Raw genomic sequence first — 21,563 nt, 5'->3', positions numbered from 1 at the left:
GGAGCGCAGAACTGTCTCCATACAGAGATTCTGGCTAAGGGCAACACCCATCCCAGCCGAGCGCGAAAATTCTCCCAAACTGGATCACACAAATTCGCGGGATCGTCAAGACACAAAATGAAAAACTTGCGCCATAATGAGAGGAGTGCGAAAATTACTAGGCTCAATTTTGATCACCCCCAACCTGTTGACTCCTCAACCTCTCTTTTGAGAAGTTGACTCGAAAACGAATCAAGGCTTCGCGGCTCACCTTTTTCGTTCCAACCCTCAGAAACCTTGGAGGCTCAACTGGCTACTACCCCGTTCACTTAACTAAATATTTCGTTGTTTTGGGATTCTTAAGAAGCCCAAACTTTTTGCATTGACATATTTTTGCAATTACCGTAAAATCTGGGATTCGCGATCGCCCGCGACCCTTCAGAGGAGACGCATGACTGAGCAGCTGACGACCTACAACACTCCCGCCTTCGTGTTACCGGATCTAGTCGAGATTCAGCGGGCAAGCTTCCGCTGGTTCCTCGAAGAAGGCTTGATTGAAGAACTCGATAGTTTTTCGCCTATTACTGACTATACCGGGAAGTTAGAACTTCACTTCATCGGAAAGAACTTCAAGCTGAAACGCCCGAAGTACGATGTGGATGAAGCGAAACGCCGGGATAGCACTTACGCGGTTCAAATGTACGTCCCCACTCGCCTCATCAATAAAGAGACCGGGGAAATCAAAGAACAGGAAGTCTTTATCGGAGACTTGCCGTTGATGACCGATCGCGGAACGTTCATCATTAACGGTGCAGAACGGGTGATCGTCAACCAGATTGTCCGTAGTCCTGGTGTGTACTACAAATCAGAAACCGATAAGAACGGTCGTCGGACTTACAACGCGAGTTTGATTCCGAACCGAGGCGCTTGGCTGAAATTTGAAACCGACAAGAATGACTTGGTTTGGGTGCGGATCGACAAAACTCGGAAACTCTCGGCTCAAGTGCTATTGAAAGCATTGGGTCTGACCGATAACGAGATCTTTGATTCGTTGCGCCATCCAGAATACTTCCAGAAAACGATCGAGAAAGAAGGTCAATACGGCGAAGAAGAAGCGCTAATGGAGCTTTACCGGAAATTGCGTCCGGGTGAACCTCCGACGGTTTCAGGTGGGGCACAGCTTTTAGAATCCAGATTCTTTGATCCCAAACGCTACGACTTGGGCAAAGTGGGACGTTACAAGCTGAACAAGAAACTCCGCTTGAACGTACCCGAAACGACTCGTGTTCTCACACCGCAAGACATTCTCAGCGCGATCGACTATCTGATCAATCTGGAATTCGATATCGGCATGATCGACGATATTGACCACTTAGGTAATCGTCGCGTTCGTTCCGTCGGTGAACTGCTGCAAAACCAAGTTCGAGTCGGCTTGAACCGTTTAGAAAGAATCATTCGGGAACGGATGACGGTTTCTGATGCGGATTCTCTGACTCCTGCATCCTTGGTCAACCCGAAACCGTTAGTCGCTGCGATCAAAGAATTCTTTGGCTCGTCGCAGTTGTCGCAGTTCATGGATCAAACGAATCCATTGGCTGAATTGACGCACAAACGCCGGATTAGTGCATTAGGTCCAGGCGGTCTAACTCGTGAACGGGCTGGCTTCGCGGTTCGTGACATTCACCCGTCACACTATGGACGGATTTGCCCGATCGAAACTCCTGAAGGTCCGAACGCAGGTCTGATCGGATCACTCGCAACTCACGCACGAGTCAATCCTTACGGCTTTATCGCCACTCCTTATTACAAGGTGGAAAACGGTCGAGTTCGCAAAGATATCCCTGCGGTTTATATGACTGCGGACGAAGAGGACGATCTGCGGGTGGCAGCGGGTGACATCAACACCGATGAAGACAACAACATCATCGGGGAATCGATCGCAGTTCGCTACCGTCAAGATTTCACAACCGCAACGCCTGAAGAAGTGGACTATGTAGCCGTTTCTCCGGTGCAGATCATCTCAGTTGCGACTTCGCTGATTCCGTTCCTCGAACACGATGACGCGAACCGAGCGCTGATGGGATCGAATATGCAACGACAAGCGGTTCCTCTGTTGCGTCCAGAACGTCCTTTAGTGGGAACGGGCTTGGAAGCACAGGCGGCGCGTGACTCTGGGATGGTAATCGTGAGCCGTTGTGACGGTGAAGTGAGCTACGTTGATGCGAATTCGATTCGGGTTCGTGACGCTCAGACCAATAAAGAGATCGAGTACCAGGTTCAGAAATATCAGCGATCGAACCAAGATACTTGTTTGAACCAACGCCCGATCGTCTTTGTTGGGGATAAGGTGGTCGCAGGTGAAATTCTCGCGGATGGTTCTGCAACTGAGCGCGGTGAATTGGCACTCGGACAAAACATTCTCGTGGCGTACATGCCGTGGGAAGGTTACAACTACGAGGACGCAATTCTGATCAGCGAACGCCTCGTGTATGACGACGTTTACACCTCGATTCACATTGAGAAGTACGAGATCGAAGCGCGTCAGACGAAGCTTGGACCTGAAGAAATCACTCGCGAAATTCCGAACGTTGGGGAAGATTCTCTGCGCCAATTGGATGAAAACGGCATCATTCGCATCGGTGCATACGTTGAAGCGGGCGATATTCTCGTCGGTAAAGTCACGCCGAAAGGTGAATCGGATCAGCCACCTGAAGAAAAACTCTTGAGAGCGATCTTCGGTGAGAAAGCTCGTGATGTGCGCGATAACTCGCTGCGCGTTCCGAACGGTGAAAAAGGTCGGATCGTTGATGTCCGGGTGTTTACTCGTGAGCAAGGTGATGAACTGCCACCGGGTGCAAACATGGTCGTTCGCGTCTATGTCGCACAGAAACGGAAGATCCAAGTCGGCGACAAGATGGCGGGACGACACGGAAACAAAGGAATTATCTCGCGGATTTTACCGATCGAAGATATGCCCTATCTTCCTGATGGCACTCCTGTGGATATCGTTCTCAATCCGCTGGGTGTACCAAGCCGGATGAACGTGGGTCAAGTCTACGAATGTCTCCTAGGCTGGGCGGCTGAATGTCTCGAAGCTCGATTCAAGATCGTGCCGTTCGATGAAATGCACGGTGAAGAGAAATCGCGTGAATCGGTGCATGGCAAGCTCCAAGAAGCTCAAGACTCTCGGATTAAAGCGACCGCCGATGGCTACTGGCTTTATAACCCGGATGATCCAGGCAAGATCCAAGTCTATGACGGACGAACCGGAGAAGCCTTCGATCGAGCAATTACGATCGGTAAAGCATATATGCTGAAGCTGGTTCACTTGGTAGACGACAAGATCCACGCACGATCGACCGGACCTTACTCGCTCGTTACTCAGCAGCCGTTGGGTGGAAAAGCGCAGCAAGGTGGACAGCGATTCGGAGAAATGGAAGTGTGGGCGCTCGAAGCATTTGGAGCCGCTTACACACTTCAAGAATTGCTGACCGTGAAATCCGACGATATGCAAGGACGGAATGAAGCGCTGAACGCGATCGTCAAAGGGAAAGCGATTCCACGACCAGGAACACCGGAATCCTTCAAGGTGTTGATGCGAGAATTGCAGTCGCTTTGTCTTGATGTCGCCGTTCACAAAGTCGAAACCAAGGATGACGGCAGTAGCCGCGATATGGAAGTCGATTTGATGGCAGATGTCAATAGCCGTCGCGCTCCGTCTCGTCCAACCTACGAATCGATTTCGCGTGAATCGCTCGAAGACGACGAAGACTAGAACAACAGAGGGTGTCAGGGGTTGGGTGTTAGGGATTGGGTGTTTAGTCGATGACTTTATCCCCCTAGCATCCAGCATCTAACACCCCAAACCTTTTGTCGCTACATCAACTCAAGGACAACACGATGCCAAAGCTAGAACAGCGGTTTGACTATGTAAAAATCGGTCTGGCATCTCCGGAGCGCATTCGCCAATGGGGAGAGCGGACTTTACCGAATGGGCAAGTCGTTGGAGAAGTCACCAAGCCAGAAACAATTAACTACCGAACACTCAAGCCCGAAATGGATGGCTTGTTTTGTGAGCGGATTTTTGGACCTGCAAAGGATTGGGAATGCCATTGCGGGAAGTATAAGCGCGTTCGTCACCGGGGAATCGTGTGTGAACGCTGCGGTGTAGAAGTAACGGAATCAAGAGTTCGCCGTCACCGGATGGGATACATCAAACTCGCGGCTCCAGTCGCTCACGTTTGGTATCTCAAGGGGATTCCGAGCTATATGGCGATTTTGCTCGACATGCCTCTGCGTGATGTTGAGCAGATCGTTTACTTCAACGCCTATGTCGTTCTCAATGCTGGAAATGCTGAGAATCTGACTTACAAGCAATTGCTGACAGAAGATCAGTGGATTGAGATTGAAGACGAACTGTACAGCGAAGATTCGCAGCTTGTCGGGGTAGAAGTGGGTATCGGTGCGGAAGCATTGAAGCAGCTTTTACAAGACATCAACTTGGACGAAGAAGCAGAGAGACTGCGCGAAGAAATTGCAGTTTCTAAAGGGCAAAAACGCGCCAAATTGATCAAACGTCTGCGGGTGTTGGATAACTTCATCGCAACCGGATCACTTCCTGATTGGATGGTGCTGGATGTGATTCCTGTGATTCCACCGGATCTGCGTCCGATGGTGCAGTTAGATGGTGGACGATTCGCGACTTCGGACTTGAATGATCTTTATCGTCGTGTGATCAACCGGAATAACCGTTTGGCGCGTTTGCAAGAAATTCTCGCACCAGAAATCATCGTGCGAAATGAAAAGCGGATGTTGCAAGAAGCGGTCGATGCACTGATCGATAACGGTCGTCGCGGTCGAACTGTAGTTGGTGCGAATAACCGTCCGTTGAAATCGCTCTCTGACATTATCGAAGGGAAACAGGGTCGATTCCGTCAGAACCTTCTAGGGAAGCGGGTTGACTACTCTGGACGATCGGTCATTGTCGTGGGTCCAAAACTGAAGATTCATCAGTGCGGACTACCGAGAGAAATGGCGATCGAGCTTTTCCAACCGTTCGTGATTCACCGCTTGATTCGTCAAGGCTTAGTGAACAACATCAAAGCCGCGAAGAAACTCATTCAGCGCAATGATCCGACCGTTTGGGACGTTTTAGAAGAGGTGATCGAAGGACACCCTGTATTCCTGAACCGCGCTCCGACGCTTCACCGCTTGGGAATTCAAGCCTTTGAACCGATTCTGGTAGACGGTCGTGCGATTCAACTGCACCCGCTCGTCTGTCCGGCGTTTAACGCTGACTTTGACGGAGACCAAATGGCGGTTCACGTTCCTCTCTCGCTTGAAGCTCAGGCAGAAGCGCGACTCCTCATGCTGGCATCGAATAACATCCTTTCGCCTGCAACGGGTCGTCCGATCATTACACCGAGCCAAGATATGGTCTTGGGTTGCTACTACCTGACCGCAGAAAATCCAGAAGCCACGAAAGGCGAAGGACGTTACTTCTCCAGTCTGGACGATGCGATCACGGCTTATGAACAGAACGAAGTTGAATTGCACTCTTATATTTGGGTGCGATTCGATGGAGAAGTCGAAGGTGGAAACGGTGAACTGATCGAGCAGCAAGAAGTGGATGGCATTGTTACCAAGGTCTACGAATCTTGCCGCAGACGAGAAGATGCAGACGGCAGCGTGATTTCTCAATACATCAAGACCACACCAGGGCGGATTATCTACAACAAGACGGTGATTGATGCGTTAGCGGGCTAGAAGGGAGTCGGGATAAGGGAAATTCTCTTATCCCACACCCCTAACACACATCTCATGGCACAAATGGGGCACAGCATGGCAGAGCAGAACTCAGAAAAGCAAGTTTTTCGCAATCAGGTTATCAACAAAAAAGAACTCACCAACTTGATCGCATGGGCATTCACCCATTACGGCACCGCTCGCACCGCACAGATGGCAGACTTGATCAAAGATCTTGGCTTCCGATATGCAACACGAGCAGGGGTCTCGATCAGCGTCGATGATTTGCAAATTCCACCGACAAAGAAAGCGCTTCTTGATGCCGCAACTGAGACGATTCGCGACACTGAAGAAAAATACACACGCGGCGAAATCACTGAAGTGGAACGGTTCCAAAAGGTAATCGATACCTGGAACGGAGCCAGTGAAGAACTGAAAGATGAAGTGGTTCGACACTTTCGATCGAACAACCCCTTGAACTCGGTCTACATGATGGCGTTCTCCGGAGCGCGGGGTAACATCTCCCAGGTTCGTCAGTTGGTCGGAATGCGCGGTCTGATGGCAAACCCACAAGGGGAAATCATCGACTTGCCAATTAAAACCAACTTCCGAGAAGGTCTGACCGTTACCGAGTACATTATTTCCTCTTACGGTGCGCGGAAAGGTCTTGTAGATACAGCACTTAGAACCGCTGACTCTGGATACTTAACTCGTCGATTAGTGGATGTCTCGCAAGACGTGATCATCCGTGAACTCGATTGCGGTACAGAACGGGGAATTCCGGTTCGTCCGATGATGGATGGCGATCGCGTTTTAATTCCGCTGAAAAATCGTCTCCTTGGTCGCGTTGCGGCTCAAGATGTGCTTGATCCAGAAACTGGAGAAGTCATCATCGCCCGCAACGAAGCGATTTCCAATGACATTACTCAAATTATTGGGAAGAAAAAGGTTGAACAAGTCGTGGTGCGATCGCCGCTGACTTGTGAATCCGCTCGATCGGTGTGTCAGCACTGCTACGGATGGAGTTTGGCACACGCACACATGGTCGATATCGGGGAAGCGGTCGGAATCATCGCGGCTCAATCGATCGGGGAACCGGGTACGCAGTTGACGATGCGGACATTCCACACGGGTGGGGTGTTTACCGGAGAAATGGCGCGTCAAGAGAGAGCAAACTTCGATGGAACCGTAAAAGTTCCGAAGCGTTTGAGAACTCGCCCGTATCGGACTCGTCACGGGGAAGATGCGCTGATTGTTGAATCGGCTGGCTCAGAAATCAAAATCACCGTCGAAGGATCTGGCGGACAGCAGCAAGACTTCACCGTTTCGCAAGGTGCGACCTTGATGGTGAGAGACGGACAGAAAGTCAAAGTGGGTCAAACCATGGCAGAAGTTCCGCTGACTGGACGGGGACGTAAGACCACTGAAAAAGCATCGAAAGACGTAGCATCTGACCTCGCGGGTGAAGTTCGGTTTGCGGATGTTGTCCCGGAAGAAAAGAAAGACCGTCAAGGCAATACGACTCGGACTGCACAAAGAGGCGGTTTGATGTGGGTGCTATCTGGGGAAGTGTATAACCTGCCGCCGGGTGCTGAACCTGTGGTGAAAAACGGCGATCGAGTCGAAGCAGGAGGAACGATCGCAGAAACCAAACTCGTCACCGAAAACGGCGGTGTGGTTCGGCTGTCCGAAGTGCCTTCAGAAAACAGCAAAGGTGGACGTGAGATTCAGATCATTACCGCATCGGTGATGCTGGATGAAGCGCGAGTTCGGGCGGAAACGCACCAAGGGCGCGACCAGTATATGCTCGAAACCACGGGCAATCAAACCTTTTTACTGAAAGCGACTCCCGGAACTCAGGTCACGAACGGACAAGTCGTGGCAGAACTGAGAGACGATCGCTATCACACTCAAACCGGAGGAATTATCAAATACTCTGGTGTGGAAGTCGGTAAGAAAGGAAAAGCCAAACTGGGTTACGAAGTGATCAAGGGCGGAACGCTGCTTTGGATTCCTGAAGAAGCGCATGAAGTCAACAAAGACATTTCACTGCTGATGGTCGAAGACGGTCAGTACGTGGAAGCGGGTACAGAAGTTGTCAAAGATATCTTCTGTCAAAGCAACGGTGTCATTGAAGTGACTCAGAAAAACGACATTCTGCGCGAAGTCGTCGTTAAACCAGGCGATCTACACATGATCGATAGCCTGGATGATGTGATCACGCGGGAAGCCGTCTTGGTGAATCCTGGACAACAAGTAATGCCCGGATTAGTTGCCGATGAACTGCGCTACGCCGAGTATGTTGAAACGCCTGAAGGTCCAGCAATTCTGCTGCGTCCAGTGACGGAATTCAACGTACCGGATGAACCGTCTGTACCGAGCCAAGATTCGACGAAAGAAGATTCTGGACGGGCAATTCGCCTCAGAGCCGTACAACGCCTGCCGTATAAAGATGGTGAGCGCGTCAAATCGGTCGAAGGCTTGGAACTGCTCCGAACTCAGCTTGTGCTTGAAGTCGATCAAGATGCCCAACTCGCAGCCGACATCGAATTGATTCCTGATGAGACCGATCCGGAAGTCATGCGCTTACAGCTTGTGATTCTCGAAGCGCTGGTGATTCGTCGGGATATCGCGGCAGATGTGACTCAGGGCAGTACCCAAACTGAAGTGATGGTCAAAGATGGCGACCAGATTTCGGCGGGTGCGGTCGTCGCTCGAACGAAGATTCAGTGTAAGGAAGCGGGCGAAGTTCAAGGGATTCGACAAGGGGCGGAATCGATTCGACGCATTCTCGTGGTGCGCGATGCCGATACGGTCACGATCGAAGCTAACAGTCCCACCGCCAAAGCAGGCGAACTGCTGATTGCTGGAACTGACGTGGGTTCAGGTGTGACGCTTGAAGAATCCGGTCAAGTGCTCAACGTTACCGGAAACCAAGTCACGCTGCGGGTGGCTCGTCCGTACCGCGTCTCTCCGGGTGCAGTCTTGCACGTCGATGATGGCGACCTGGTACAACGGGGCGATAATCTCGTACTGCTGATTTTCGAGCGCACCAAGACGGGAGACATCATTCAAGGTCTACCGAGAATTGAGGAACTGCTCGAAGCTCGGAAACCCAAAGAAGCTTGTATCCTGGCTCGTCGGGCGGGAACGGCTCAAGTGGTGTACGGCGAAGATGATTCGGTTGAAGTGAAGATTGTCGATCGAGAAGGTTTGATTACCGAATACCCGATCGGACCTGGACAAAACGTGATCATCTCAGATGGTCAGGACGTGGCGGCTGGAGAACGGCTCACGGATGGTCCTGCGAATCCTCATGAACTGCTCGAAGTCATGTTCAAAGCGAAGCTAGAGGAAGGCGCGTTACACGATGCTTCACTGTTCAGCCTGCGGGAAGTGCAAACTTTCTTGGTGAACGAAGTGCAGTCGGTGTATCAATCTCAAGGGATTGATATTTCGGACAAACACATCGAAGTGGTGGTGCGTCAGATGACCTCGAAAGCGCGGGTCGAAGATGGTGGCGATACGACGATGCTGCCGGGTGAGTTGGTGGAAATCTACCAAATCGAACAGGTGAATGATGCCATGTCGATCACGGGGGGTGCACCTGCTCAATACGAACCTGTGTTGCTTGGGATTACCAAAGCTTCGTTGAACACCGATAGCTTCATCTCAGCGGCAAGTTTCCAAGAAACGACTCGCGTTCTGACAGAAGCCGCGATCGAAGGAAAATCCGACTGGTTGCGCGGTCTGAAAGAAAACGTGATCATTGGTCGTCTGATTCCTGCGGGAACGGGCTTCAATGCTTACGAAGAAGTCGGTAGTCCTGACATTGATCCGGTTTACGATCCGACGATCTTTGATGAGGATACGGACTTCTCGGACATGGTACTCGACGATCGTACTGCTCGTTCTTATGGCTTAGAGACTTTGGAAGAACGCCCAAGTTTCAGCTTTGAGAGCTTTGGAAGCACTGAGGAGAGCGATCCCGATGCGATCTTCTCGCCCATTCTGGATGATGACGATGACTTGATTGCAGATGATATGGATGACGATCTGTAAGCTCGATCGTTGATCATTTGAAACCTCTCAGAATCGTTCTGGGAGGTTTTTTTTGCATTTTGCTAGTGGTTGACTCCAACAATCCGCTAATGTAGAAGACCAAGGAAAAAATCACATCTCCTCACTTTTAGGAGTGGTGCTTCATGTCGAATTCCGTCGATCGTCGTCCGATTTTGCTCGATTTTGAAAAACCTTTAGCTGAACTCGAAGCCCGAATTACTCAGGTGCGCGAGTTAGCTGAGGAAAACGAGGTTGATTTGTCTGATCAGATTGCGCTACTTGAACAACGTGCGATCGAGCTTCGTAAAGAGATCTTCAGCGGTTTGACTCCTGGACAGCGGCTCCAAGTCGCTCGTCATCCCCGTCGTCCTAGTACCCTCGATTACATTCAAGCGATTAGTGATGAATGGATGGAGTTACATGGCGATCGAGGCGGACATGATGATCCGGCAGTCGTTGGAGGCGTGGGACGAATTGAAGGTCGCCCCGTCGTGATGTTGGGTCAGCAAAAAGGGCGCAACACCAAAGATAATATTCAGCGCAACTTTGGACAGGCTTCTCCGAGCGGCTATCGGAAAGCAATTCGATTGATGGAACACGCCGATCGATTTGGAATGCCGATTCTGACCTTTATTGATACGCCTGCGGCATGGGCGGGATTGGAGGCGGAACAATTTGGACAAGGAGAAGCGATCGCGTATAACCTGCGTGAAATGTTCGGGTTTGAAGTGCCGATTATCTGTAGCGTGATTGGGGAAGGGGGATCAGGAGGAGCTTTAGCGATCGGGGTTGGAGAACGATTGCTGATGTTTGAACACGCCGTCTACAGTGTTGCACCGCCGGAAACTTGTGCGACGATTCTTTGGCGGGATGCGACGAAAGCGGCTCAAGCAGCAGAAGCTTTGAAAATCACGGCTCCGGATCTGAAAGAATTGGGCATTGCTGACGAAGTTTTATCGGAACCCGTTGGTGGCGCACATAGCGACCCACTAGAGGCAGCAGAAACGCTCAAAGCGGCGATTTTGCGAAATTTAGCAGAGTTAGACCAGCTTACCCCTACACAGCGAAAAGAACTCCGCTATCAGAAATTCCGCAATATTGGCGTGTTCACGGAAGCGGGATTGCCGTCTCATGTCTAAGTCTTGAGCAGTGTAAAGCGACAAGATCTCTAAAATCAGGGGTGTGAATTTTGGCGTATTTGTTTGTCCGCAAACTCGCCCGGAAATGAATCTCCGGGCTAATTGAGGGAACCCCACTGAAGTGGGCTGAGATTGAGGTCTTAGGGTGCTGAAGCACCGTTTCTCCTATTAGCCTGGAGCATTTATCTCCGGGCAGACTCAATCGCAGTGACAGACCTTCATCCGCACAAAATTCTGGACATCCTCTAAGATTGCACCGTGGCAAGATATAATTAATAACTGACGTAACGATTTGTAAAACCCACTCATTTTTCTACTTTTGCAAACCCTTTCTACTCAAGTTTTTTCCGGTTCTTCGCTCTTCATTCGATCGCCGTTTTTCATCGCTACGCTCCATCGTCAATGACCGAAGACCGTTTTCCAGTTTCAGCCCCCTACTAAGTTTTTTGAGGATTCATGAGTTCCTCCACCCATCGACGTGCCCTGATTACTGGGGCAAGTAGCGGTATCGGACAAGCCACGACGATCGCATTCGCCAAAGCGGGAATCGATGTTGTTCTTGTCAGCCGCACTCAGTCCAAACTTGATGCTGTCGCAGCAGAAGCGCGATCGCTCGGAGTTAATGCTCACACTTGCGCGATCGATTTAGCAGAAGTCGCTCAAGTGCGATCGAAGCTCGAAGCCTGCATTTCCGAAGTCGGCAGCATTGACATTCTGGTGAATAACGCAGGCATGGGATATACAGGCAGTCTCGCAGAAATGTCGTTAAGCGACTGGCAGCGAGTCATGGATCTGAATGTCACCAGCGTTTTTCAGTGCATTCAAGCGATCTTGCCTGGAATGCGTGCTCAGAAACGCGGCACGATTATCAACATCGCCTCGATCGCGGCGCATCAAACTTTTCCAGACTGGGGCGCGTACTGCGTCAGCAAGTTTGGAATCCTAGCACTCTCGAAAACCCTAGCGGCAGAAGAACGTTCGCATGGAATTCGAGTGGTAACCCTCTCACCGGGGTCGGTAAATACGCCCATTTGGGACACCGAAACGGTGCAGGCAGACTTCGATCGCTCAGCCATGTTGACCCCAGACATTGTTGCTGATGCGATCGTACAAGCTGCCACCCTGAACAATCGAGCAGTGGTCGAAGAGATGATTCTCATGCCCAATGCTGGAACGTTCTGAGTCGAGACTTTCAAGTTAAACGGTTCGTTTTTTGCACACTTAATTTTGCAACAATCATGACTATTGCTTCTCCGAATGGATTCAGCGCCAAGAACAAATTAGAATCAAGACCCGATCGCAATACGCAGAACGGTCTAGAAGCCAAAATTAAACCGCCCAGTGAAGAAACCTCTGAAGAGATGATGGATGCGGTGCGGACGATGTTGGTTGGGGTGGGTGAAGATCCCGATCGCGAAGGCTTGCTGAAGACTCCGAAGCGGGTGGCAGATGCGATGCGCTTTTTAACCAGTGGCTACAATCAATCACTGGAAGAATTGGTCAACGGCGCGATCTTTGATGAAGGGCACAATGAAATGGTGCTGGTGCGCGATATCAATTTCTTTAGCTTGTGTGAGCATCACATGTTGCCGTTTATGGGTCGGGCACATGTGGCTTATATTCCGAATGAAAAGGTCGTGGGCTTGAGTAAGTTGGCGCGGATTGTGGAGATGTATTCGCGACGGTTGCAGGTTCAGGAGCGCTTAACTCGTCAGGTGGCGGAAGCATTGCAGGAAGTTCTTCAGCCGCGTGGGGTAGCAGTGGTGATGGAAGCTTCTCACATGTGTATGGTGATGCGTGGGGTGCAGAAGCCAGGTTCTTGGACGGTGACGAGTGCGATGGTTGGGGTGTTTCAGGATGATCAGAAGACTCGTGAGGAGTATCTAAACTTGATTCGTCATCAGCCTTCGTTTTGGTAGGTTTAGATAGTTTGTGATTGCTGAGATCTTGGAAGCCCCCTAAATCCCCCACGAGTGGGGGACTAAGAGATAGAAGAAGTTCTCTAGATCTCTAAGGATTTGCTACTGTTCAAAGTCCCCCAGAATGGGGGATTTAGGGGGCACAGTCCAATGACAACGAAGCTGAGAACTACGATCGACATCCCAATTGTCTAAATAGCTCTGTAACACGCTCCAGGTTTTTATCGCCTGGGGCGTTTTCTAATCCGCTGGATAAGTCAATCCCATCCGGTGTAACTAAGCTAAGAGCATCATTTACATTGTTCGGATTCAGTCCACCTGCTAACCACCAGCTACAAGTGGGACGAAATTGTTTCAGCATTGTCCAATCGATCGATAGTCCCGTTCCCCCAGCTTGAGTCGGATGGTAGGCATCAAGTAGTAAAACATCAACATGAGATTGATAGTCGATCGAGCATTCCAAATCTACTTCCGATCGAATTCGCAACGCTTTGATTACTTTGACATTCAAGGCTCGAACTTGCTGACAAAATTCGGGCGATTCTGCTCCGTGAAGTTGAACGATGTTTAAGTTTGCGATCGCAATCGTTTCTCGAATCGTATTGAGCGAAGCATCTAAGAACACACCTACACGATCGACTGATAGCTGATTAGTAATCGATCGAATGTTTGCAGCATCAATATAACGGGGAGTTCCCGGAACACAGATAAAGCCGATCGCGGTTGCTCCGGATTGTTCAATTGCGATCGCTTGATCGAGTTTAGTAATACCGCAGATTTTGACTTGTAAGCCCATCGTTAGAATTATTGTGTTTCCTCAAACGATAGCGTATCAAGAAGTAGAACCCGCTAGAGTAAGAACATCTGAACTTTTTGGGAAAATCGTATGATTGCTCATCCTAAATTTTCGTTTAGTCCCCAAGAGTACCTGGAATGGGAAGAACAGCAAGACATCCGCTACGAATATGCGGAAGGTGAAGTGTATGCAATGACAGGCGGCACAATTCCGCATAGTGCGATCGCGGTTAATTTTGTTTCTCTTCTCAAATCCCATTTGCGAGGTCGCGGTTGTCAGGTTTTAAATTCCGATGCAAAAGTTGGCATTACAGAAGAAGGACCGTTTTTTTATCCTGATGTGAATGTGACTTGCGATGAGCGCGATCGTACTGCATTAAAGTTTGTGCAATATCCCTGTTTGATTGCTGAAGTGCTATCACCCACGACAGAAGCGTATGATCGTGGTGGCAAATTTGCTCAGTATCGACAGCTTGAAAGCCTGAAAGAATATGTTCTGATTAGCTCAGATAGTATCAATGTTGAGATTTTTCGGCTAAATCAGAACAATAAATGGGAACTTACGCCGTATAGTAAAGGCGACGAGATTCAGCTTGTGAGTGTGGATTTGAAATTCTCGATCGATTTGCTCTACGAAGACATTAACCTCAATCTTGATGAAGAATCGCTTACGATAAAAGAATAGAACTCTGTAAAGCCATGCTGAAAGAAAAAGTAAAGCAACAGATCGATAAGCTGAACGAAGAGCAACTGAAACAAGTGGAAAGTTTTATTGCCTCGATCGAGCTTGAGTCTGAAAAAACACAAGCGTCTCTGCAATCTTGGGATGCTGTCACGCCAGAAGAATGGGTGAAAAGTTTCCAGCAATGGACAGCGCAACTTCCTAAAACGGGCGTGAGCTTACCGGACGAGGCTTTCGATCGGGAAAGTATTTACGGCGATCGGGGACGTGTCTGCGACGAATGACTCGATATTTAGTAGACACAAACATAGTTCTGAGATTTTCTAACCCAATTGATGCTCAACACTCATTAGTCGTTAATGCGATCTCCCATTTGGGATTGCAGGGAAACCAGTGTGTTCTGACAGCACAAGTTCTGATGGAGTTTTGGGTTGTTGCAACTCGTCCTGTTAACGTTAATGGATTGGGATGGAGTACCAGCCAAACACACGATCGGATTGTTGAGCTACTTAATGGCTTCTCTCTGCTAGAAGATCGGGCAGACATTTTTCCAATCTGGTTACAGTTAGTGAACGACAATAGTATCCAAGGAAAGCGATCGCATGATATTCGCCTCATTGCTGTCATGTTGTCGCATCGTATTGATCACTTGCTGACGTTGAATCCGACTGATTTTGCGGTCACTGCTCCCATCACTGTGATTCATCCTCAAACAGTGCAATAAAAAAGCCAGAGTTCGGAACTCTGGCACTGTGGATCTAGATTGAATTTGAGTTAGCGGTTCTCTTGCTGTTGCAAGAACTGACGCACTTCGCGACCCGGAACATAACCATAACCAAAGTTGGATTGATCACTGTCATCCATGATTTGAGGTGTGATCATCACGACAACCTCTTGGCGGGTATTGTTGCGGTTAGTGCTTCTGAACAATGAACCAAGCAATGGCAGATCACCGAGAATCGGTACTTTTGCCACCGTAGCTCGATCGGTTTCTTGAATGATTCCAGACAGGATCAGTGTTTGACCATCGCGAACTCGGATTGAGCCAGATTCGATGCTACGTCCAGTAATCAGCGTGATCTGTCCTTGAGGTGAGTTGACTGAGTTAGAAGGTGCAGAAATCACCGGATTTACTCGCAAAGTGACAAAGCCATTGTCATCAATCCGATCGACTCTTAAATTCAGAATCAATCCAGCTTCTCGGATGATAGGTTCCTCAATTAAGAAGCCCGATCGACGGAAACCGCTGAATACTTCTTGGGTCAGCTTCACACTAGAGCTTTCACCATCTTGAACTACGACAGTTGGATCAGTGAGAATTTTTGCATTTCCGCTAGTGACTTGAGACTGCAATCGCGCTAAGAAACGACTGGGAAACTGGAACAATGAAGGTAAACCAAAAGTTACTGAGCCAGGATCAGTGATACGTCCAGTTGCTGGATCTCTTGTTGGGGCAGTAATCTCCGTAACCCCTGGCTGAAATGGATTACTAGAAGTACCGAAAGGTGGACGAGATGCAGCGATATCGCCGAAAATAGGCACGTTTGTCCTTCCGCCGGAGTAAGGCGCACCGCTTGGAGCATCTGCGAATGGCTCAAGCGTAGCTCCTTCAGGGAAAAGGTTTCCTGTGATTGGTCGTCCGGTGAGCGAATTTGAAACTTCTGCGTTTGTTGGTGGACGAACTGAACCAAAGTTAAAGAGTGCAGCACCTCGATCGACACTGAAGAAGTTATTTCCAACGCCAAACGAGAAGCTGGTGTTGAAGTCATCGGTCTTCAGCAAGTTCACATCAACAATTTTCACATTGAGTGCGACCTGGCGCTTCCGGGCATCAAGTTGACCCAACAGACGGGTTGCAATTTCGACTTTGCGAGGTGCACCTGTGAGCGTGACTGAATTTAAGCGATCGTTCGACGAAACCGACAATCCACGCAGGATTAACGGCGCAGATCCTTCCGTCGCTCGAAGCGAAATGATCGATGGCGTTCTTCGTTCGATCACTCGTGCGCCTGCACCTTCTCCAACCGTCTGGACTTCAACTTGTTCAAACGGACGCTGAGTTTCTGCACCTTGTGTCGTCAAGAATGCGGCTGCATCTGCCACTGAAACTTGATTGAGACGAATGGTACGAGAAATAATGTTCCGAGCATCATCTGGCAAGCGAGGACCGACAAAGATTGTGCGTCCAACTCGGTTCACATCTAAAGCTGCACAATTCCCTGCACCACCACCAGCCGCACCAGCCGCACCACCCGCACCACCCGAAACCGGAATACAAGCAACTCTCAACACATAGTTAAACACATCCTGAACGGATTCGTTTTGGATGTCTAGAGAGATTGTTGGACCATTCGCTCTAGCTGCTCCTGCTGCGGCTCCTGGTTGTGCCCCTGCTCCCGATTCACTATATGCTAAGTTCAAATTCGCAGCACGAGCTAACAGCGATAGTACTTCCCGGACAGGAGCATCCCGCAATACTAAGCGTGGAATTCGTTCATTTGTGCCTAAATCGACCAAGGTTGGCGAGGTATCAATCTGAGAAATTGCCTGATCACCGACCGGAGGCGCGACGGCTCTTCTCAACAAAGGAGGAGTCGGAGCAACCGGAACCGTGGGCTGACCTTGATTCGGGACTTGAGCACTCGGTACAAAAGGAGCAACCGGAGTCGTTGAATTCGGTAGGGCTTGAGCAACGGGAGGCGTGGGCAAGGAAGCCGAAGGAGTCGATTGTGCCTGAGCAGTTGTGATCGGGACGGCAGCACTCGGTTGAGCGTTTGGAGTGCTACCACCCCCTGCACCGGACACATTGAAGATTACCCCTTGTTCATTTCGGGAAGCAATTTGTCCGATCGGGGCTGCACTCGTTCCTACTACAGTCACTTGAACACCGTTCGCACCAGAGGGAATCACCGAAATCTGAGCAATTCCAGGCGCGGGATTGTTCTGGCGGAAGGGTTGAGTGATTTGGGCATTGAACACATACGCATTCCAGGTATTGCCACGATTGACATTGAAAACTTGCGGCGCTTTGCCACCCTGGGTTTCGAGAACGACATCAAAGCCAGCACCATTGGGATTGACGCGAACATTGGTGACTTGAGTGGGATTCGCGATCGCAGGACTCACGAGAGCGAGAGTCGCGGCAGTTGCAATACTAATTGCTCGAAGCTCTTTCACGGGGTAACACTCCTGGTAGGGGGAATTAGGAATTGGGATTAAGAGGTGGGGAGTGGGGAGTGGGGAGTGGGGAGAAGCGGAAACACTGTCTTCTACTCCCTACTCCCTACCCCCTACTCCCTACGGTTTTGGAGCTTGTTGGGCAGCTTGAACCGCTTGTCGATCGACATCGGTTAGCGGCATCAGCGCATCCATTTGGAAGGTCGTTGTAATCTGGTTATCCGGTTGGCAGTTCGTTAGATAGCGAATCGTGCCATCGGGCTGAATCTCGTACAGTCCTTCCGCGATTTTGTTATCAACAACTTTCACGTTCAGATTGCGAATGAGAATCAACGGCTGCAAGCGCTCGATCGTTCTAAAAATCGACTGCGTTTGATTGAAGTTGCCGCGAATCTCCACATCGATCGATTGGCGCTTCAGCTTGTTATCGATCGACGCACCGAACGAACCATCATTGACCACGATCGCGCCTGCTTCATTTGGCTTAAATCGCTGCAATTTCGCTTCTGCCACCAGTTTTCCAAACTGATCTTCAAACTCCTGAGCGCCCCCTGGAGTTGCAAATGCCTGCCGCACATAGACCGGACAGCCATTCAATTTCGTGTTTCTCGCAGCAAGTAACCCAGCATTGTTACGCTCGATTAACTGATTGAGATCAAACAAGAGCGTGTTTAACGTTTTCTCGTTTGCAAACAATCCATAAACCTGATCGCGTTTCTGTTTCGCTTTCGCTAACTGATCCTTCGCATCTTGGATTTGCTTACGAATTGCGCCTTGTTGTTCAAGCTGCTGGGTCTTCTCTTGCACTGATGCACTCAGCGTTTGATTCGTCTCCCAGGCAGGCATCACCAGGTAATTAATCAATGCACCTGCACTAATCACACCAAGTAACCCCAGAAGAACACCGCTAATGGTGGGCGTAAATGTGATCCCAAACGCCGTGGGATAGTTTGGAGTATTCTCAAACTCCGAATCAGGAATAAAATCAGCGGTCATGGTGTCTTCGCTCCGTCTTTTTGAGTCGCTGCGGGAGTCGGCGGTTTCGGCGTAGAAGTCTCCGAAATTACACCGCGTTGTTTCAAGGCTTCGATCCGAGTCACCAAACCGACTGCACCTTTACGATCGAGTTCTCGAATCAGTTCCGAAGCAGGCACATCATTGATCGCCGTTGTAATCGTGAAGGAGACTCTTCTTGGCAAGCGAGGCGCTTTGAATTGACCGACTTCCCGCTCAACTCCTGGAAACTTCGGAATCTGTAGCGTTTTCTCCTCACCCAACTCCGCGCTAATAACTTTGGTTTGGTCGGCTCTCAAAAAGTTCGATTGCTGAAGCGTCAACATAAAGTCATTGACATCATTCATCGAACTTGCTGTGCCTTGAATTTGAATCCGAGAGGAAACGGGAGGAGCCGGAACAGCCGGAGTTGTGCCTGCTGGAGGAGGAGTCGCCGCAGTTGGAGCGACTTGCGTAATCGAAGCAAGCTGAATCGTTGCAGGAAGTCGATCGCGAATATCTTGAGTCATCGCAGACCAAGGCTTGATCTGGTTAAACACCGAAGCCAGTGCTTCTGCTTCAGCGGTTGCCTGTTTCGCTTCTTCCTGAACCTTCGATAAATTCTTTTTCTCGGCTTCTAAATTCCCAAGTTGAACATCGAGATCCGCCTGCTGTTTTTCTAAGTCCCCGTTCCGCAGCGTTAGAATTCCAAGAAGCGCTGCCGCCACCGCTGGAAAGAAGACTAATGCAGCAAATCCCAGATACAACGGACGACGATCGGTCGGTGAAATCGAAGGTTTATTGCGACCGCCACCGCGTCGTTTATCGGGCTTGATCTCTGGTCGATCGTTGAGAAAATTGACATCTAAACTGTACATTTACCACGCCTCCCGCAGTCCTAAACCGAGTACGACCCCCAGACCGGGACGAAGATTTTCTGGAATCTCACTGTCTCCGAGCGACAAGGATGAAATCGGATCAACCAAGCTACAGGGCAAACTCAATCGCTGAGTGAAAAATTCATCCAATTGCCCGATCGCGGCTCCCGGTCCCGCCAACATCACCTGAGCGACTTCCAGGTTCTCGCCTTGATTCAGGTAAAAATCAATCGATCGGCGCAATTCATCGCTCAGTTCTCCCAACACTCGCAACATTGCCGCTGCACCCGGATTACCACCAGGACGATTAGAATCCCCGGTCGGAATCGTCATGCCTTGAAGCAAATCAATGTTGCGCGAGGGTGGCAGATTCATCGCTCTCGATAGTGCCGACTGAATCTGATACGTCCCAATCGGAACCGTCCGCGAGAACTGAGGAACCCCATCGACCGCGATCGAGATTTCAGTATTTTCAAATTCGATATCCACGAGTGCGACCGCTTCTTGAGGTGCAAACTGGCGCAACTGTTCGCGAATCGTCCGAATCAATGAGAAGCTACTCACTTCTAGAACATCTACCGTTAATCCCGCTTGTTGGAACGTATTCAAGTAGGTATCAGTCACTTCTTTGCGGGTCGCGACGAGCAGGACTTGAACCTTTTCGATGCCGTCCTCGTCCACGAATAGACCGAGCTTTTGATAATCGACATCGGCTTCCTCGCGTGGGAAGGGCAAATACAAGCCTGCTTCTTGGTTAAGCACCATTTCGCGCAATTCTCGATCGTCGAGTTCTGCCGGAACGGGAATAATTCGCGTCACCGTATCGCGTCCACCGGGAACTGCCGTTGCCACCTGTTTCACTTTAATTTTGTGTTCGGCTAACGCAGATTGAATAATCTCAGCCATCGTGGGCGGATCGGTAATTTGCCCTTCGTGAAACACACCTTCAGGAATGGGAACCGTGACATAAGTACCTAGCCGAAAGCCTTGCCCCTGTTTACGAAGAAGCGCAATATTGAGGCGATCGGCGGCTAACTCAATGCCAACCCCCTTTGATTTTTTTGAGAATAAACTCTTGACGTTAACCACTGTTTGTTAGCCCGCTGTAAGTGAATGAGTAACAGGTGTTGTGCGATCGAGGAATCGCAGTCTGGTTTGAGAAAGTTTGAGTGATTACACGCAAAGTAATCAGAAAATCTGTTACTCTATGGAAAATTGAACGATATCAATCTCTCGTGTAACGAACTTAGACTGCCCAGGTTTTTGCAAGAATAAACAACTCAATTCAAAAAAGCTGAAAAATCTCTGAAAGTATTGCTGTTAAGTGTTCTGAGGCAATAAAAATCGAGCGAATTTCGGATAGAAATCACTCTAAATTGCTCAATTTACGAGAATTGTTTTTGCTAGAATTTACGATTTTTCGGGTGTTATTCGTTCAACTAAGTATCGCTACAGAAGCCTCCCTGATGTAAGAAATGACACTCCTATTTGTGCATACTACACGCGATTTTAAAAGTGGAACGACTAATTTTGTGAGGAACGGATCGTAGTGTTGGGATAAGGCATTGAGCCGTTTCTTGAATGTCTTGAATCAGCGAAGTAACCGGGATAACGCACTTTGAGAACGTGCTTGAAGTGAATTTTAGGCTTTGATAAAGTTCGATTCGATCGACTGTGGAAATACGGGGAGTAATCGAATCAGATCAAAATGAAATCCGTGGAATTCATATCAATTAGGAAATGATCGATCGACAACTTAGAGGATGTTTGAAAAGTAATCGCTCATCGCCTGAATCGCCCCTCGAATGGAATTCGGGGCTATCGGAACAAAGTCTGTTGAAACAGACTGAAGAGTATCTGACGACTGGCTTTCAGTCCCCTTTAGTGGACTTTCTCCGATAGACCGTGATTTCCAATCACGGGCGGAACGCAATCGCAGCGAAGAGTCTTTCTATACTTTTCAAACACCCTCTTATCTCGATCGACCTTTGCAGGTACTAAATTCTTGCGAGAATCCTGAATGCCCGCCGAATGGAATTCGGGGCTACACAAACAAAGTGTGCCTGACGCACACAATAGGGTGTTTAAGAAATAATCGTTCATCGCATTCACCCGCCCGGAAATGAATCTCCGGGCTAATTGTGGGAAGCCCACTAAACTGGGCTAAGAATTCCGTATTGTGTTCTGAGTCCGC

At 49.5% G+C, this 21,563-nt stretch carries 12 protein-coding genes and 1 pseudogene; 8 read left to right on the top strand and 5 right to left on the bottom strand.

Going from position 1 to position 21,563, the window contains the following annotated elements; translation table 11 throughout:
* Positions 1-430: 430 nt before the first annotated feature.
* The 5 genes and pseudogenes from rpoB to folE all read left to right on the top strand — a co-directional run bounded on the left by rpoB (position 431) and on the right by folE (position 12,844).
* Positions 431-3,754 carry a DNA-directed RNA polymerase subunit beta gene (gene rpoB / locus ACQ4M5_RS26710; protein WP_430678777.1) on the top strand — a complete coding sequence of 1,108 codons (3,324 nt, stop codon included), beginning with the start codon at positions 431-433 and terminating at the stop codon, positions 3,752-3,754.
* A gap of 125 nt (positions 3,755-3,879) precedes the next feature.
* Positions 3,880-9,786, top strand: a pseudogene (locus ACQ4M5_RS26705) (DNA-directed RNA polymerase subunit beta').
* Between the two features lie 143 nt (positions 9,787-9,929).
* Positions 9,930-10,925, top strand: a complete 996-nt coding sequence (locus ACQ4M5_RS26700) for an acetyl-CoA carboxylase carboxyltransferase subunit alpha (protein WP_430678776.1) — start codon at positions 9,930-9,932, stop codon at positions 10,923-10,925.
* 456 nt (positions 10,926-11,381) lie between these two features.
* Entirely contained in the window at positions 11,382-12,107 is a 726-nt protein-coding gene (locus ACQ4M5_RS26695) for an SDR family oxidoreductase (protein ID WP_430678775.1), read from the top strand.
* A gap of 56 nt (positions 12,108-12,163) precedes the next feature.
* Positions 12,164-12,844 (top strand): GTP cyclohydrolase I FolE, encoded by a 681-nt coding sequence (gene folE / locus ACQ4M5_RS26690; RefSeq protein WP_430678774.1) that lies wholly within the window; start codon positions 12,164-12,166, stop codon positions 12,842-12,844.
* 169 nt (positions 12,845-13,013) lie between these two features.
* Here the strand turns inward: folE and ACQ4M5_RS26685 are convergent, their stop codons facing one another.
* A complete protein-coding gene (locus tag ACQ4M5_RS26685; protein ID WP_430678773.1) occupies positions 13,014-13,640 on the bottom strand; it encodes a phosphoribosylanthranilate isomerase in 627 nt (208 codons plus the stop codon).
* Between the two features lie 90 nt (positions 13,641-13,730).
* Between ACQ4M5_RS26685 and ACQ4M5_RS26680 the strand changes: the two genes are divergently transcribed.
* From ACQ4M5_RS26680 to ACQ4M5_RS26670, 3 genes are read left to right on the top strand one after another with little or no spacing between them, the layout of a single operon-like run.
* Positions 13,731-14,324, top strand: coding sequence for a Uma2 family endonuclease (locus tag ACQ4M5_RS26680; RefSeq protein ID WP_430678772.1), 594 nt, complete (start codon positions 13,731-13,733; stop codon positions 14,322-14,324).
* Positions 14,325-14,338: 14 nt separating this feature from the next.
* Positions 14,339-14,605 carry a hypothetical protein gene (locus ACQ4M5_RS26675; RefSeq protein ID WP_430678771.1) on the top strand — a complete coding sequence of 89 codons (267 nt, stop codon included), beginning with the start codon at positions 14,339-14,341 and terminating at the stop codon, positions 14,603-14,605.
* A complete protein-coding gene (locus tag ACQ4M5_RS26670; RefSeq protein ID WP_430678770.1) occupies positions 14,602-15,045 on the top strand; it encodes a type II toxin-antitoxin system VapC family toxin in 444 nt (147 codons plus the stop codon). Before ACQ4M5_RS26675 ends, ACQ4M5_RS26670 begins: the two co-directional genes overlap by 4 nt.
* Before the next feature lie 50 nt (positions 15,046-15,095).
* Here ACQ4M5_RS26670 and ACQ4M5_RS26665 read toward each other — a convergent pair whose 3' ends face one another.
* The 4 genes from ACQ4M5_RS26665 to pilM form a co-directional block, all read right to left on the bottom strand.
* Positions 15,096-17,498 carry a secretin N-terminal domain-containing protein gene (locus ACQ4M5_RS26665; RefSeq protein WP_430678769.1) on the bottom strand — a complete coding sequence of 801 codons (2,403 nt, stop codon included), beginning with the start codon at positions 17,496-17,498 and terminating at the stop codon, positions 15,096-15,098.
* Between the two features lie 120 nt (positions 17,499-17,618).
* Positions 17,619-18,494 (bottom strand): hypothetical protein, encoded by an 876-nt coding sequence (locus ACQ4M5_RS26660; protein WP_430678768.1) that lies wholly within the window; start codon positions 18,492-18,494, stop codon positions 17,619-17,621.
* Complete coding sequence (locus ACQ4M5_RS26655; RefSeq protein ID WP_430678767.1) at positions 18,491-19,369, bottom strand: PilN domain-containing protein; 879 nt, start codon at positions 19,367-19,369, stop codon at positions 18,491-18,493. The genes ACQ4M5_RS26660 and ACQ4M5_RS26655 overlap by 4 nt, the downstream gene beginning before the upstream one ends.
* Entirely contained in the window at positions 19,370-20,458 is a 1,089-nt protein-coding gene (gene pilM, locus ACQ4M5_RS26650) for a type IV pilus assembly protein PilM (protein ID WP_430678766.1), read from the bottom strand. It abuts the gene before it with no gap.
* Positions 20,459-21,563 lie beyond the last annotated feature (1,105 nt).

Source organism: Leptolyngbya sp. AN10 (assembly GCF_050565645.1).
Classification (GTDB): domain Bacteria; phylum Cyanobacteriota; class Cyanobacteriia; order Leptolyngbyales; family Leptolyngbyaceae; genus Leptolyngbya.
Note: the sequence above shows the minus strand (reverse complement) of the source record. Positions and strands in the feature narration are given on the sequence as shown.